11 protein-coding genes are annotated in these 15,064 nt (G+C 51.8%); 1 reads left to right on the plus strand and 10 read right to left on the minus strand.

Going from position 1 to position 15,064, the window contains the following annotated elements; translation table 11 throughout:
- Window positions 1-5 precede the first annotated feature (5 nt).
- From glgX to asd, 3 genes are all read right to left on the minus strand, one after another.
- Window positions 6-1,979: a glycogen debranching protein GlgX gene (gene glgX / locus HUZ68_RS21345; RefSeq protein WP_000192529.1), complete on the minus strand. Its 1,974-nt coding sequence runs from the start codon at window positions 1,977-1,979 to the stop codon at window positions 6-8.
- Window positions 1,976-4,162 (minus strand): 1,4-alpha-glucan branching enzyme, encoded by a 2,187-nt coding sequence (glgB, locus tag HUZ68_RS21350; RefSeq protein WP_001283718.1) that lies wholly within the window; start codon window positions 4,160-4,162, stop codon window positions 1,976-1,978. Before glgB ends, glgX begins: the two co-directional genes overlap by 4 nt.
- Before the next feature lie 272 nt (window positions 4,163-4,434).
- Window positions 4,435-5,538: an aspartate-semialdehyde dehydrogenase gene (gene asd, locus HUZ68_RS21360; RefSeq protein ID WP_000799956.1), complete on the minus strand. Its 1,104-nt coding sequence runs from the start codon at window positions 5,536-5,538 to the stop codon at window positions 4,435-4,437.
- A 191-nt stretch (window positions 5,539-5,729) separates the two neighbouring features.
- Here asd and yhgN point away from each other — a divergent pair, with 191 nt between their 5' ends.
- On the plus strand, window positions 5,730-6,323 hold the full coding sequence (gene yhgN, locus HUZ68_RS21365) for an NAAT family transporter YhgN (protein ID WP_001002544.1): 594 nt from the start codon (window positions 5,730-5,732) through the stop codon (window positions 6,321-6,323).
- A gap of 45 nt (window positions 6,324-6,368) precedes the next feature.
- Here the strand turns inward: yhgN and HUZ68_RS21370 are convergent, their stop codons facing one another.
- The 7 genes from HUZ68_RS21370 to HUZ68_RS21400 form a co-directional block, all read right to left on the minus strand.
- Window positions 6,369-7,664, minus strand: coding sequence for a DNA-processing protein DprA (locus HUZ68_RS21370; RefSeq protein WP_072686275.1), 1,296 nt, complete (start codon window positions 7,662-7,664; stop codon window positions 6,369-6,371).
- Window positions 7,571-9,667, minus strand: a complete 2,097-nt coding sequence (locus tag HUZ68_RS21375) for a RecQ family ATP-dependent DNA helicase (RefSeq protein WP_000410811.1) — start codon at window positions 9,665-9,667, stop codon at window positions 7,571-7,573. The genes HUZ68_RS21370 and HUZ68_RS21375 overlap by 94 nt, the downstream gene beginning before the upstream one ends.
- Before the next feature lie 139 nt (window positions 9,668-9,806).
- The gene (gene gntU, locus HUZ68_RS21380) at window positions 9,807-11,147 is read right to left on the minus strand and encodes a gluconate transporter (RefSeq protein ID WP_000210111.1); all 1,341 of its coding nucleotides are present in this window, start codon (window positions 11,145-11,147) and stop codon (window positions 9,807-9,809) included.
- A 3-nt stretch (window positions 11,148-11,150) separates the two neighbouring features.
- Window positions 11,151-11,678: a gluconokinase gene (gene gntK / locus HUZ68_RS21385; RefSeq protein WP_000108330.1), complete on the minus strand. Its 528-nt coding sequence runs from the start codon at window positions 11,676-11,678 to the stop codon at window positions 11,151-11,153.
- Between the two features lie 138 nt (window positions 11,679-11,816).
- Complete coding sequence (gene gntR / locus HUZ68_RS21390; protein WP_000730247.1) at window positions 11,817-12,812, minus strand: gluconate operon transcriptional repressor GntR; 996 nt, start codon at window positions 12,810-12,812, stop codon at window positions 11,817-11,819.
- Between the two features lie 223 nt (window positions 12,813-13,035).
- Window positions 13,036-13,731 carry a quercetin 2,3-dioxygenase gene (gene yhhW, locus HUZ68_RS21395; protein ID WP_000639811.1) on the minus strand — a complete coding sequence of 232 codons (696 nt, stop codon included), beginning with the start codon at window positions 13,729-13,731 and terminating at the stop codon, window positions 13,036-13,038.
- Between the two features lie 122 nt (window positions 13,732-13,853).
- On the minus strand, window positions 13,854-14,891 hold the full coding sequence (locus tag HUZ68_RS21400) for an oxidoreductase (RefSeq protein WP_033814692.1): 1,038 nt from the start codon (window positions 14,889-14,891) through the stop codon (window positions 13,854-13,856).
- Window positions 14,892-15,064 lie beyond the last annotated feature (173 nt).

The raw sequence follows: 15,064 nt of genomic DNA on the forward strand, positions 1-15,064 counted from the left end.
TTTTATCATCTCTGGAACACACACAATCCGTGTGCAGGTCCCTGCCAGACAGCCGTAATCACTGGGTTATCCTCTCCAGCGAATGGGGGAATGGCGTGCCACTCCCCAGCAGGTAAAACAATCTCTGTTACCTCAAGCGTGGCGTTAATTGCGATCAAAAAGCGATCCGAGAGCAGAATTTGCAGCTGTTTCGGCCCGTTTTGCCACTCATCCGTGCTTAAAGGTTGAGCATATCGATTTAGCCAACGGACATTGCCGTCGCCTTCTTCCCACCAGCGATTCTCCACCAAAGCGGGAATACGCTTGCGCAGATGGATTAACGCGGCGGTAAATGCGGTTAAACCACTGCTTGCCTGCGACCAGTCCAACCAGGTTAATTGGTTATCCTGACAGTAGGCATTGTTATTGCCATGCTGGCTGTGACCATGTTCGTCACCGGCCAGTAACATCGGCGTGCCCTGGGAGAGCAACAACGTTGTTAACAGGGCATGAATGCTGTCGCGCCGCCGTTCAACCAGATCAAGAGTACCGCCTAACCCTTCTTTACCATGATTGTTACTGTAATTGTTGTTGGTCCCGTCGCGATTTTCTTCTCCGTTTGCTTCATTGTGTTTATGGTTGAAGCAAACGCAGTCGCGAAGCGTAAAACCGTCATGTGCGGTGACGAGATTAATCGCGGCACTCGGCAGACGACCATTACGTTTAAAAACATCGCTGGAGGCAGCAAAACGCCCGGCAAACGCCCCCAGAGGCAAATCATAATGCAGCCAGAAACGACGGGCAGCATCGCGGAAATGATCGTTCCACTCGGCAAAAAGCGGCGGGAAATTTCCCACCTGATAACCACCAGGAGCGATATCCCACGGTTCAGCAATTAACTTCACCTGCGAGAGCACCGGGCAGTTCTGGATAGCGGTAAACAACGGCGCATCCTGACGGAACTCTGGCGTACGGCCCATGACTGCCGCCAGATCAAAGCGGAAACCATCGACGTGGCAGGTTTCTACCCAATAACGCAGGCAGGCGCTGGCATAATCCACCACCGCCGGGTGACTCAAATTGAGCGTGTTGCCACAACCGGTCCAGTTGTGATAATCGCCGTCTTCTCTTATCCAATAATAGCTACGGTTGTCGATCCCACGCAGCGAGAATAACGGGCCGTCGAGGTCCAGTTCCGCACTATGGTTGAGCACGATATCAAGAATGACTTCGATACCCGCTTTATGCAGTGCTTTGATTGCATCGCGAAACTCATCCAGCGCCGTTTCTGGCGAGCAGGCATACGCCGGATGCAGCGCAAACATCGCCACCGGGTTGTAACCCCAGTAGTTACTTAGTCCCATGCGTTGCAGACGTGGTTCACTGGCAAACTGCGCCACCGGCAGCAGTTCCAGCGCGGTAATGCCCAACTGTTTCAAATAGTTGATCATCACCGGATGCCCGAGGGCTTTATAAGTGCCACGGATCTCGACCGGGATCTCCGGGTGCAGGTACGTTAATCCTTTGACATGGGCTTCATAAATGATGGTGCTGCCCCACGGCGTGCGCGGCGGGGCATCATCTTCCCAGTCATAGTGATCAACCACCACTACGCATTTCGGCGCAATGGCGGCGTTGTCGCGATAGTCAGGTTCATTATGACCGGCGTGCAGCAGCGGGTTATCTTTAAACTCCCCGTCAATTTGCCGCGCGCAAGGATCAATCAACAACTTCGCCGGGTTAAAGCGATGCCCCTCGGCGGGTTGCCAGGGGCCATGAACGCGATAACCATAACGCAAACCCGGGCGCGCATCCGGCAGATAACCGTGCCAAATGTCGCCACTGTGCCCTGGCAAGTCATAGCGATGTTCCTGGCCATTGGCGTCAAAGACACACAGCTCTACCCGCTCGGCATGAGCGGAGAAAAGTGTGAAGTTGACGCCCTGACCGTCGTAATGCGCGCCGAGGGGAGCGGGCTTGCCAATGGCGAGTTGTGTCATTCTGCCTCCCGAACCAGCCAGATAGTGGCCAGCGGTGGTAGCGTCAGGCTTAGTGAATGCTGACGACCGTGGCTGGCAATCTCATCGCTGTGTACCGTGCCGCCATTGCCTGCATTACTGCCGTGATAGTGCATGGAATCGGTATTGAGGATCTCACGCCATTTGCCTGGCTGATTAATGCCGAAGCGATAATCATGACGCGGCACCGGCGTAAAGTTACTGGCAACGATGATTTCGTTACCCTCTTTATCGCGACGCACAAAGATCAGCACCGAGCGTTCTTTGTCATCCACCACCAGCCATTCAAAGCCGTACGGGTCAAAATCCAGTTCATGCATTGCTTTATGGTGGCGGTAGGTGAGGTTCAGATCGCGCACCAGACGCTGGACACCGTGGTGCCAGTTATCGCCGCCTTCCAACAGATGCCAGTCGAGGCTGGCGTCATGGTTCCACTCGCGGCCCTGGGCAAATTCGTTCCCCATGAACAGCAGTTTCTTGCCCGGAAATGCCCACATCCAGCCATAGTAAGCGCGCAGGTTAGCGAATTTCTGCCATGCGTCGCCCGGCATCCGGTCGAGAATCGATTTTTTACCGTGGACCACTTCATCATGCGACAACGGCAGGACGAAGTTTTCAGTGTAGTTGTAGAGCATCCCGAAGGTCAGTTTATCGTGATGATACTGACGATAAATCGGGTCGAGCTTCATGTAGTCCAGGGTGTCATGCATCCAGCCGAGGTTCCACTTGTACCAGAAGCCCAGACCGCCCATATCCTGCGGACGAGAAACGCCAGGGAAATCGGTAGACTCCTCAGCCATTGTCACCGCACCGGAAACCTGCTCACCAAGAATACGGTTGGTATTACGCAAGAATTCAATCGCTTCAAGATTCTCGCGCCCGCCAAATTCGTTCGGGATCCACTCCCCCTCTTTACGGCTGTAGTCGCGATAAATCATTGACGCCACCGCATCGACGCGCAGCGCATCAATACCAAAACGTTCAATCCAGTAAAGCGCGTTACCGACAAGGAAGTTACTGACTTCACGGCGACCATAGTTGTAGATCAGCGTGTTCCAGTCCTGATGATAGCCTTCACGCGGATCGCTGTGTTCATACAAGTTCGTGCCATCAAATTCGGCAAGCGCAAAGTCATCAGTCGGGAAGTGGCCTGGCACCCAGTCGAGAATCACGTTCAGACCAGCTGCGTGTGCGGCATCAATGAAATAACGGAAGTCGTCGCGAGTACCAAAACGGCGGGTCGGTGCATACAGGCCGGTTGGCTGATAACCCCAACTGCCATCGAAGGGATGCTCGTTAATGGGCAGTAGTTCGAGGTGGGTAAAGCCCATCCATTTAGCATAAGGCACCAGTTGATCGGCCAGCTCGCGGTAGCTCAACCAGAAATTGTTGTCGGTGTGGCGACGCCAGGAGCCCAGGTGAACTTCATATATAGAGATTGGCGCATCAAACTGATTCGCTTTTTTGCGCTCTTCAGTCTGTACAACCTTTTCCGGCAGCCCGCAAATAAGAGACGCGGTTTCCGGGCGCATTTGCGCTTCGAAGGCATAAGGGTCGGACTTCAGACGCAAGTTGCCATTGGCATCAATCATCTCGTATTTATAGAGCTGACCGTTATGCGCCCCAGGGATAAACAGTTCCCAGATGCCGCTCTCTTTACGCAGGCGCATCGGGTGACGGCGACCGTCCCAGTAGTTGAATTGCCCAACCACCGAGACCCGACGGGCGTTTGGAGCCCAGACAGAGAAACGCGTACCTGTGACGCCATCCATAGTATCTGCATGCGCGCCTAAGGTTTCATACGGGCGCAGGTGAGTACCTTCAGATAATAGCCAGGCATCCATTTCCTGGATTAGCGGACCAAAACGGTAAGGATCATCAATCAGGTTTTGCTGACCATGCCAGACAACAGCCAACTGATAGCGGAAAAAATTCTTACGTCGCGGAATGACGCCACTAAAGAATCCCCGTGAGTCGAGACACTCCAGTTTTGCGAGTTTGCGCCCGGTTTTCGGTTCAATCACCCACACATCGGTAGCGTCGGGTAAAAGGGCACGGACTTCCAGTCCCGCGGTGGTTTTATGCATTCCCAGTACGGAAAAAGGATCCGCAAAATGGCCTGCAATTAGCGCGTTAATCACGTCTCTATCGATACGATCGGACATGCTTGTCTTCCTGTTTTATTGTGTCACCCCATCCAATTGGATTTTTGACTTCTGGTTGTGACATTTTTTTGACCTGAACGGCGCAGCACTCTGTGCATCCTCTCTGCGTCGTCCTCACTTCAGGTAAGGCTGTGAATACTCATGTATTCAGCCACCCTTAAAGAATAGCCAATGCTCTATTTAACTCCCGGTAAATCATGAAACATCTGCGCTTACTCCTGTATTACGCACTAACAGGGGCGGCATCGCGCCCCAGATTTAATGAATAAAGATTACGCCAGTTGACGAAGCATCCGACGCAGCGGCTCCGCGGCCCCCCACAGCAGCTGGTCGCCCACGGTAAAGGCTGACAGGAACTCTGGTCCCATATTCAGCTTACGCAGGCGGCCTACCGGCGTGGTCAGCGTGCCGGTAACGGCAGCTGGGGTTAGCTCACGCATAGTGATTTCCCGATCGTTCGGAACGACTTTCGCCCACGGATTGTGCGCAGCCAGCAATTCTTCCACGGTCGGAATCGACACATCTTTTTTCAATTTAATAGTGAATGCCTGGCTGTGGCAGCGCAATGCCCCGACACGCACACATAAACCATCTACCGGAATTACGGAAGATGTGTTGAGGATCTTGTTGGTTTCCGCCTGCCCTTTCCACTCTTCGCGGCTCTGACCGTTATCGAGCTGTTTGTCGATCCACGGAATCAGGCTACCCGCCAGCGGCACGCCAAAGTTATCCACCGGCAGCTCACCGCTACGGGTTAAGGTTGTGACTTTGCGTTCGATATCGAGAATAGCAGAGGACGGGGTCGCGAGTTCATCTGCTACATGGCCATACAGATGGCCCATCTGGGTTAATAACTCACGCATATGTCGCGCACCACCGCCGGAAGCGGCCTGGTAGGTTGCAACGGACACCCAATCAACAAGATCATTGGCGAATAAACCACCCAACGACATCAACATCAGGCTTACGGTACAGTTACCGCCAACAAAAGTCCTGATGCCATTATTTAATCCGTCGGTAATGACGTCCTGATTGACGGGGTCAAGAATAATGATGGCGTCATCTTTCATGCGCAGAGACGATGCTGCGTCAATCCAGTAACCCTGCCATCCGCTTTCACGAAGCTTTGGATAGATTTCGTTGGTATAATCGCCGCCCTGACAGGTCACAATGATATCGAGGGCCTTTAGCGCCTCCAGATCAAAGGCATCCTGAAGTGTGCCAGTGGTTCCGCCAAAAGACGGCGCAGCCTGACCAAGCTGAGAAGTAGAAAAGAAGACAGGGCGAATGGCGTCGAAGTCGCGCTCTTCAACCATGCGTTGCATGAGAACGGAGCCGACCATACCGCGCCAGCCGATAAAACCAACATTTTTCATAAGCGTTTTTTCCTGCAAAGATGTGTGCTGTATAAATGTGCCGGTCTCCTCTTGGCACATCTTTCACCATACAAAAAGCAGCCAAAGTCGCAAGTGAAATTAATCAATGATAGCGAAGCCATCAGTAATGCGACTTATCCTGCTTTGTTAGCACGCAGAAAGTCCGCGGCAATTATCAGGGAATTTGAGTTATGAATGAAATCATTTCTGCAGCAGTTTTATTGATCCTGATTATGGATCCGCTCGGAAACCTACCTATTTTCATGTCCGTACTGAAACATACTGAACCGAAAAGACGGCGGGCAATCATGGTGCGAGAGTTGCTTATTGCTCTCCTGGTGATGCTGGTGTTCCTGTTTGCGGGTGAGAAAATTCTGGCATTTCTCAGCCTGCGAGCAGAAACCGTCTCCATTTCTGGCGGCATCATTCTGTTTCTAATTGCCATTAAGATGATTTTCCCCAGCGCTTCAGGAAATAGCAGCGGGCTTCCGGCAGGTGAAGAGCCATTTATCGTGCCGCTGGCAATTCCGCTGGTCGCCGGGCCAACTATTCTCGCCACGCTGATGTTGTTGTCTCATCAGTACCCGAATCAGATGGGACATCTGGTGATTGCTCTGCTGCTGGCCTGGGGCGGCACCTTTGTCATCCTGCTACAGTCTTCGCTATTTTTACGTCTGCTGGGCGAGAAAGGGGTGAACGCACTTGAACGCCTGATGGGATTGATTCTGGTGATGATGGCAACCCAGATGTTCCTCGACGGCATTCGAATGTGGATGAAGGGGTAAGGTTCAAACAGGTGCCGCACACAACCAGACGCGGCACCTGTTTTATTACCTGAACTGATAATGACCTTCGCCCAATCGGATAACCCTTCCCTCTTCTTCTGCGCGGTTCAGCCACACACTAATTTGTTCGATGGTTAAACCAGTACAAGACGCCAGCCTTTCAATACTTATCGATTCCTTTGCAAGGATCGCCAGTTCCGCCACAAAGAGTTGATAAAAATCGACAGGCGTATACGCGGGCATTACTGCGTAATTTGCGTCATCTTCATGTAGCGAAAACAGTTCTGGTTGAGCGTTACGGAGTGCTCTGTCATACATCAGCCCAGGAACGTCTGGCAGTCTGATCGTCACATTCTCAGCCTGTTCAGCACTCCATGACGCCCCATTTTCTACTAATTGTGAATTGGCTGATTGCTTATCCTGATTTGGTTTAACCTGCACAGGCAGCCACTGATGTTTTAATGCCTCCATCGCCCCGGTTATCGTTCCACCGGTCATTCCCGCACGTACAACCATTGCGCTTTCAGCAAGGCAATAAATATATTTATTTCGCGCCATCGCATTGCCGACGGTGAAACGTACCTCTGGGTAAAACGGCGAAATCAACACCAGGTTGCCTGCTATAAGCCCTTCACGCCATTTCACTAACGTACTCGTTTTTAACAAGCTATCAGCTAATACGCCAACGGCAGTTCCCCCGGCCTCCAGTGCCGACGCCATTGCACATTCATCAATACCTCGCGCACCACCAGAGATAACGCAAATCCCCTGTTGGGCCAGTTTCGCGGCCAGTTGTTGGGTATAGCGCAAATCGTCAGTCGGAGCATCTCGCGAGCCAACAATCGCCATACCTTCCGCTTGCAGTAATGCTTTATTCCCGCAGCCAAATAAAACGGGAGGTGCATCCGTTCGCAATCGGTTTTTCAAGCGAACGGGATAATCAGCATCTCCGCGGGTTAAGATCCATAAACCGGCGCGTTGCCACTTATCTACCGCCAACGCCAGACTATGACCACGCGCCAGCAAGCCAAGAATACGCTCCTGAGAAATACGCGGATCGCTCCAGCCTGTAAGTTTCTCTTGCGGTTGCGGCACCAGAAGCTCGGCGGGACTGATACGTTGGTGCTTCAGCCATAATGCAAACTTCCCCCATTCACTATTACTAAGAGGTTTATACTCACTCGCCGCCGCGCGAGAAAAATCGCTGGTTAGCAGGAGAGTTGCTTGTGCATTGGCTGAAAGATTCATCAATTTTTTACCGAGGTAGAAGCAAGGGCAAGAGGATAAACCGTCGGGCAACCTGCCTGGCGTAACAGTGCTGTCAGAACTGTCAGCGTCCATGCAGAATCCACGATATCGTCAACCAGCAACGCCGGACCAGGCATCAAAGGAGGGGTAATAACAAACGCCCCGTCGAGATTTTGACACTGGTGGAAACGGTTTTGCTGCATTTTCTGCGGTGGATTGTCCACGACTTTTTCAATGGCATCAATAAAAGGTAAGCCAAGTTTCGCCGCCAGTCGCCGGGCAAAATCAGGAACCAGGTCGAGGTGCTTTAATGAAGGAACGCAGCATACCCAGGTTGGTTCAGGATGCGGATTCCAGCGTTGGCGAACCATTTCCGCACATGCCTCCACCAGTTCATCACTGAATCGCCCCGTTTTTTTCTCCTGTGCTACCTGCTTTCCCCACCCGGAATCTCCCCAACGAGAAAGGATTCGCCCCGTAGATCCTTGTAAACTCGCAGGCAAGTTCCCTTTAAATCCGTATTGCGTAAAAGCCCCAGCTGCCACCTGTTTATTGAGATTTAATGGCAGGTCAGCGTGTTTAATAAATAAGTTTGCCGCATGGAGTAAGCCGCTATCAATGTCGGGCGACAACAACGGATGCTGAAGACAACTGCTACATTTACCACAATGTTCGGCACCTGGCTCATCGAGTGCGCGGCGCAGAAATTGCATTTTGCACTCCTTGGTCGTGATATAGCTTTCAACGTCTGCCAGCTCACTTTTTCTCTGATTCATCAAATGGTTAATTCGTTCATGGTCAGGAGAAAAACTGACAATTGTTCTGCGCCATAATTTCTCGGTATACACCACAGGCGATGGATTTTCAGCTACCAATAATTTCAGTGCTTTTTCTATTTGCCCATAACGGAGATTCGTCCGTTGTTCAATGCCTCGTAAGGTAAGACCGTCATTCACGCTAAGTACGTTGAGTATTTCATGAATTTGCGCCTCCGCAGGAAAGGCGCTTTCACGGAAGAATTTATGAATAGCACGGTCTTCACTGCCGCAAAGCAGTATGCCAACAGCAGAATCGATACCGCGACCGGCACGCCCCACCTGTTGGTAGTAACCAACTATCGAACCTGGCATCTGGTAATGAATAACAAACCCCAAATCCGGTTTGTCAAAGCCCATTCCCAGCGCCGTTGTCGCAACCAGCACTTTAATTTTATTTGCCAGCAACGCCTGCTCCAGATATTCCCTGGCAGTATTAGAATCTTCCGCGCCTTCACAAGTCACGCCGCTGTAGTAAGCAAATGCACTGATACCATTTTTCCTTAACCACTCGGCGACAAGTTCGGCATCGCGAGTAGTCAGGGTATAAACAATTCCCGATTTGGAAAACTGAGGGATAACCGTTGCTAACCATGCCAGACGGGATGACTGTTCACCTAAGACTAAGGCATCAAGCGCCAAACTTTCGCGAGCCAGCGTTCCACGCTGAATCACAATGTCACCCAATTGCTGACGGATATCCTCAACGACACGGTTATTCGCTGTCGCGGTTGTACCCAGAACAGGGGTATTCGCAGGTAGTTGGCGCAAAATATCTAATATACGTCGGTAATCCGGGCGAAAATCGTGGCCCCAATCAGAGATGCAGTGCGCCTCGTCGACCACAAGCAAGCCAATACGATCGGCTATAGGATATAAAACCGTTTCGATAAAGTCCTGGTTTGCCAAACGTTCCGGGGAAACCAGCAAGCAATCGACCTCACCTTGCAGCAACTTATCGCTAATGCGCTGCCATTCTTCTCTGTTTGTAGAATTCAACGTTTCAGCCGTAATACCTAACCGTTCAGCGGCGGCAACCTGGTTACGCATCAGGGCAAGCAAAGGAGAGATGATAATTGTCGGGCCAGCGCCGCGATCGCGGAAGATTTTACTGGCGATGAAGTACACAGCACTTTTCCCCCAGCCAGTGCGTTGGACAACCAGCAGTTTTCGCCGTTGGTTCACCACCGCGTCTATGGCTTCCCATTGCCCTTCCCTGAAAGTAGCGGTGGTATTTCCTAACATCCGCTGTAAAAGCAATTCAGCTGCGTGCTTTTCCATCTTTATCTCCTGCGATCTTTAGGCAGTGATTAGAACGGATTATTTGCAGGTAAATTTGCGAGAGAGATCAAAAAGATGAAGAGAGGAGAAAAGAGAAATGAATTACTGCGAGCAAGCTCGCAGTAATTTGTCGCAGTAATTAACTCAACAGCTGGAACGCAATCATCCCAACGATGGCACCGACAGTGCCGAGGATGGTTTCCATCATGGTCCAGGTTTTCAGCGTTTCGGCTTCGGTCGCGCCGGTAAATTTACCGAACAACCAGAAACCAGCGTCGTTAACGTGGCTGACAACAATCGAACCACCGGCGATACAAATCGACAGCGCCGCCATTTGCGCACCGGAGTAGTTCAGTTGTTCAATAACCGGCATCACCAGTCCCACCGCCGTTAAACAGGCAACGGTTGCAGAACCCTGAATGATGCGCACTGCAGCGGCCAGCACGAAGCAGGTGATGGCAATCGGCAGGCCCATGCCGGTTAACGCTTCGCCCAGTGCCGGACCTACGCCAGAGTCAACCAGCACCTGTTTGAACACGCCGCCCGCACCAATCACCAGCAGAATGATCCCCGCCGGTTGCAGCGCGTGACCGCAAATCTCCATCACTTTGTCTTTTGGCATGCCCTGACGCATTGCCAGGCCATAAATCGCTACCAGACAAGCAACCAGAATCGCGGTAAACGGATGACCAATAAACTCGAACCATTCGTAAGCGGTAGAGCCTTCCGGCACAAAACGCGCGGCAATGGTTTTCAGCCCCACCAGCACCAGCGGCAGCAGGATCAGCGACAGGCTGAATCCGAAGGACGGCATTTTGCCTTCGCCGAGATGCGGCTCGCTGATGTCGTCAGGAATATGCAGCTCAACGTAACGGCTGATGAAGTTACCCCACAGCGGCCCGGCAATAATCATTCCCGGAATTGCCGCACACAGGCCAATCAGGATCATCCAGCCAAAATCGGCGTTCATCTGCGATGCCAGCAGCATTGGCGCTGGCCCTGGCACCAGGAACGCCGCCGCTGCCGCCACGCCTGCGAATAATGGGATTACCAGCTTCACCAGGTTCGTACCGGTGTGGCGCGCCATTGAGAAAGCAACGCTAATCAGCAGAACAATCGCCACTTCAAAGAACAGCGGTAGCGCACAGACCAGCCCCGCAAGGCCGATGGCATAATGCGCGCGGCTGTGACCGAAGGATTTAAGCATTTTGACGGCAATCTGATCGACTGCGCCGGTTTCATGTAAGATCTTGCCAAACATAGCTCCCAGGGCGACAACCACCGCCAGGAAGCCGAGGGTGCCTCCCATCCCTTTTTCCATCGTCGCTGCGATTTTATCGAGCGGCATACCGGAAAAAAGGCCAGCCCCCATGGACACCACCATTAAAGCCAGGAAAGCGTGCATACGCGCCTTCATGACTAAAAACAGCAGCAGTAAAACAGACCCTACTGCTGTTAAAACAAGCGTTAATGTAGTCACTACTTATTTGCCTTTTTTAATAACCTCAATGGTGCTTGCCACAACACCTTCCAGCGGTTGATCGATATCCACCACCAGTACATCGGTTTCGTCCGCACCCGGCTCCTGCAGCGTTTCAAACTGCGTCACCAACATTTGGGTTTTAAAGAAATGGCCTTTGCGCGCTTTCAGGCGGCTTTCAATCACATCAAAATCGCCTTTCAGGTAGATGAAAGAGAGATTCGGATTACCTTCACGCAGCAAGTCGCGATAGTGTTTTTTCAATGCAGAACAGACGATCAGCGACACTTTATTAGTGCGCTGCATAGCAAACGCGGCGTCGTTCAGCGCCTGCAACCACGGTTTGCGATCGTCGTCATTCAGCGGTTCGCCAGACGCCATTTTTTCGATATTGCGCCGTGGATGGAGGAAATCGCCATCAAGAAACGCGGCATGAAGTTGATGCGCCACTTCACTTGCGACCGCAGATTTGCCGCTGCCCGATACGCCCATCAAGACGTAAATGTGGTGATCATGGTTAGTCGTGCTCAAAGTGGTGCCCCCACAATACAAGAATTAAAAATGTTACGGGTAACTGTTATCGGTAACATTCTCCGGCCGGACAATATCAGAAGCAATATCCATCCGTGCCTTAAGTGTATAAGTGTGAGCTACTTCAAATTTGTGGGCTTAAATAGATCCGCCCGGTGACAAGGTGAAACCTAAATCTAACATTTTCGGTGTCACAGATTCGCCACGAATACGCGCCAGAAGGCGTTCAGCGCCAATACTGCCCATCCGCTCACGCGGCGTCAGCACGCTCGCAAGTCGTGGCTCCATCACCTGACCAATGTCATGACCGTGGAAACCGGCAATCGCCATATCGTCAGGAACTTTTAACCCCAGACGCTGACATTCAAACGCCGCGCCGACCGCCAGATCATCATTAGTACAGAACACGCCATCCAGCTGCGGATATTCCCGCCGCGCCTGGCGAATCAGTTCAATACCGGAAGAGTAAGAAGAAGATTGCTCAACCATCACGCTATACGGCACCAGGCCTGCATCCCGCATCGCCTGTTCGTATCCCTTCTGTTTGATGATAGTACGTTCGTCGAGACGTGCGCCGAGATAGGCAATATGGCGATGCCCGCGAGCAATAATGGCGGCGGTCATCTGGCGTGCCGCTTCAAAGTTATCAAAACCGACGGCAATATCGAGGCATGGCGACTTGCTGTCCATCAGTTCCACCACGGGAATCCCCGCCACTTCAATCATCTTTAAGGTGCGCGGCGTGTGGGTACGTTCGGTGAGGATAAGTCCGTCGATATTCCATGAGAGCATTGATTCGAGACGTTCTTGCTCCATTTCCGGTTTATAACCGTAGTGGGCCAGCATGGTCTGATAACCGTGCGCGTCGGTGACGCTTTCGATTCCGCGTAATACTTCCGCGAAAACCTGGTTGGTGAGAGAAGGTAACAGGACGCCAATCGCCCGGCTGGTGGCGTTAGAGAGGATATCGGGCGCACGATTGGGAATATAGCCCAGTTCATCAAGAGCCGCGGCAATCTTGCCGCGTAGAGCGACGGAAACCTGCTCCGGGTTGCGTAAAAAACGGCTGACCGTCATTTTGGTCACGCCTACACGGTCAGCCACATCCTGAAGTACGGGTCTTTTCTTTTTCATCGTCCTGAAGGTACAAAAGAGATAGATTCTCTTAGTTTAACACGGACGCATCAGAACCTTCCCGGGGAAAACAGTGCTTGTTTACAATTATTAGATATACACTAAATCAATTGCATCGCATTGTGCTAACGACGCGGCAAAACCCCGGAAGCGTACATCAGCACGCGACCGGAGCGAGCGAGGAAGCCTGCAAAAAGGCAGGCTTCAAAGATGCCGTTGAGTTTTAAACCGGCGGCAGATCGAACAGTAACACTTCGCTGTCGCTATCCGCATGGATGGAGATTGCCTGCTCATCCCAGATTGCCAGACCATCGCTGGTCGAGGCTTTCACGCCGTTAATGGTGACATTGCCTTTCACCACCTGGATCCAGACGCGGCGTTCAGCGGCAATCTGATGCACCGACTGCTCATCTTTCAGCAACGCCCAGCGGTACAGTTCCATATCCTGATGCACTTTCAATGAACCATCACGCGCATCTGGCGAAAGCACCAGTTGTTTGCCCTGCACTGCATCGAAGCGACGCTGTTCATAACGCGGCGTAATGCCGTTTTCTTCCGGCATGATCCAGATCTGATACAGGTGCAGACGCTCGGTGCTGCTTGGGTTGTACTCTGAGTGACGAATACCCGTACCCGCACTCATAATCTGGAACTCGCCCGCCGGAACCTGCTCTTTATTGCCCATGCTGTCCTGGTGCTCAACAGTACCTTCCAGCACGTAGGTCAAAATTTCCATATCTTTATGCGGGTGAGTGCCGAAGCCCTGCCCTGCTTCAATCACGTCGTCGTTAATCACGCGCAGCGCGGAGAAGCCCATAAAGTTCGGATCGTAATAGTTGGCAAAAGAGAAAGTATGCCAGGAGTCCAGCCAGCCATGATTTGCATGACCACGTTCATTTGCTTTGCGTAAGTAGATCATTTGTATTCGCCCCCTGAATGATTTCGATGGGCTTAGTGTGGACCCGATCTGCCTGGGATGATAGAGGGTGAAAATTGACCCCTCTGTTCAAAAAAATTGAACTATTCGAGGGGCCATCAAACTTACTTCGCGAGAGTCACGGTGGAGGGAGAGGCTTGCTCAAATCCGCGTTCAAGGATTTCCAGATTGGTAAGAACTTCAGATTCCTTGACGTAATTTGGCGCACCGTGGGTGATGGTTTGATACAACGCATCATAAACGCACCCGTAATCGCCCATCTCCGGCTTCATCTCTTCTCTGACCGTCACGCCCTCGTCATTGACATACTCCAGCACACCGACCGAATCATCCGCTGCGAATCCCGGTTCGCCCGGCATAATATTAGCCTTCAGGCTGGTTTCCTGCTGGTCGATACCGTATTTAATAAACGAACCTTTCTTACCGTGAACGATAAATTTCGGATAATCGATTTTCACCAGATGGCTGGTTTTGACGATGGCTTTTAGATCGCCATAAAACAACTGCGCTTCAAAGGTGTCGTCCGGGTTGGCTTTATTACGCAGGCTGCGGATGTCATAAGCGACGTGATCAGGGCGACCGAACAGAGAAATAATCTGGTCCATCGTATGCACACCAAGGCCATAGAACGCGCCATCCTGCGGCAGTCCAGGTTTGGTTTCTACCACCGGGCGGTAATAGTCAAAATGGCTTTCCACTTCGACAATCTCTCCCAGCTTGCCGCTTTCAATCGCTTTTTTCGCCGTCAGGAAGCAGGAATCAAAGCGACGATTCTGATATGGCGTGACGGTCAGCCCTTTGCTTTTCGCCAGTGCAAACAGCTCTTTCGCCTGCGCAAGTGTCGGAGTGAACGGTTTTTCGACCAGCACATTTTTCCCCGCTTCCAGCGCGCGCTTCGCGTACTCGAAGTGGCTGTCCGCATGGGTGCAGACAACAACCAGCTTAACATCGGGATCGTTTAGCACTTCGTTGAGATCGCTGGTGAAATGGATATGAGAGTAAATGGGAGCTTGTTCTTCCGGCTTTGCATGGCGGCGAAAAATATGCGCGACATGCCAGCTATCCTTGCGGTTAAGTACATACGGCAGATGGTAACGGGTGGTGCTTTTGCCGAAGCCAATAAAGGCGCAGTTGATGACCATGATTTCGTCCTTTTTAAGGTGGTTATTTACACCTTAGCGCAAAGCGGACGTGGTTCCTACTGGAGTGCGCATAACGAACACAAGCACTTCCCGAGGATAAATTGAGAACGAAAGATCAAAAAAAAAAGCCAGCACCCGGCTGGCTAAGTAATACTGGAAGCAATGTGAGCAAT

The sequence above is a fragment of the Shigella dysenteriae genome, assembly GCF_022354085.1.
GTDB lineage: Bacteria > Pseudomonadota > Gammaproteobacteria > Enterobacterales > Enterobacteriaceae > Escherichia > Escherichia coli.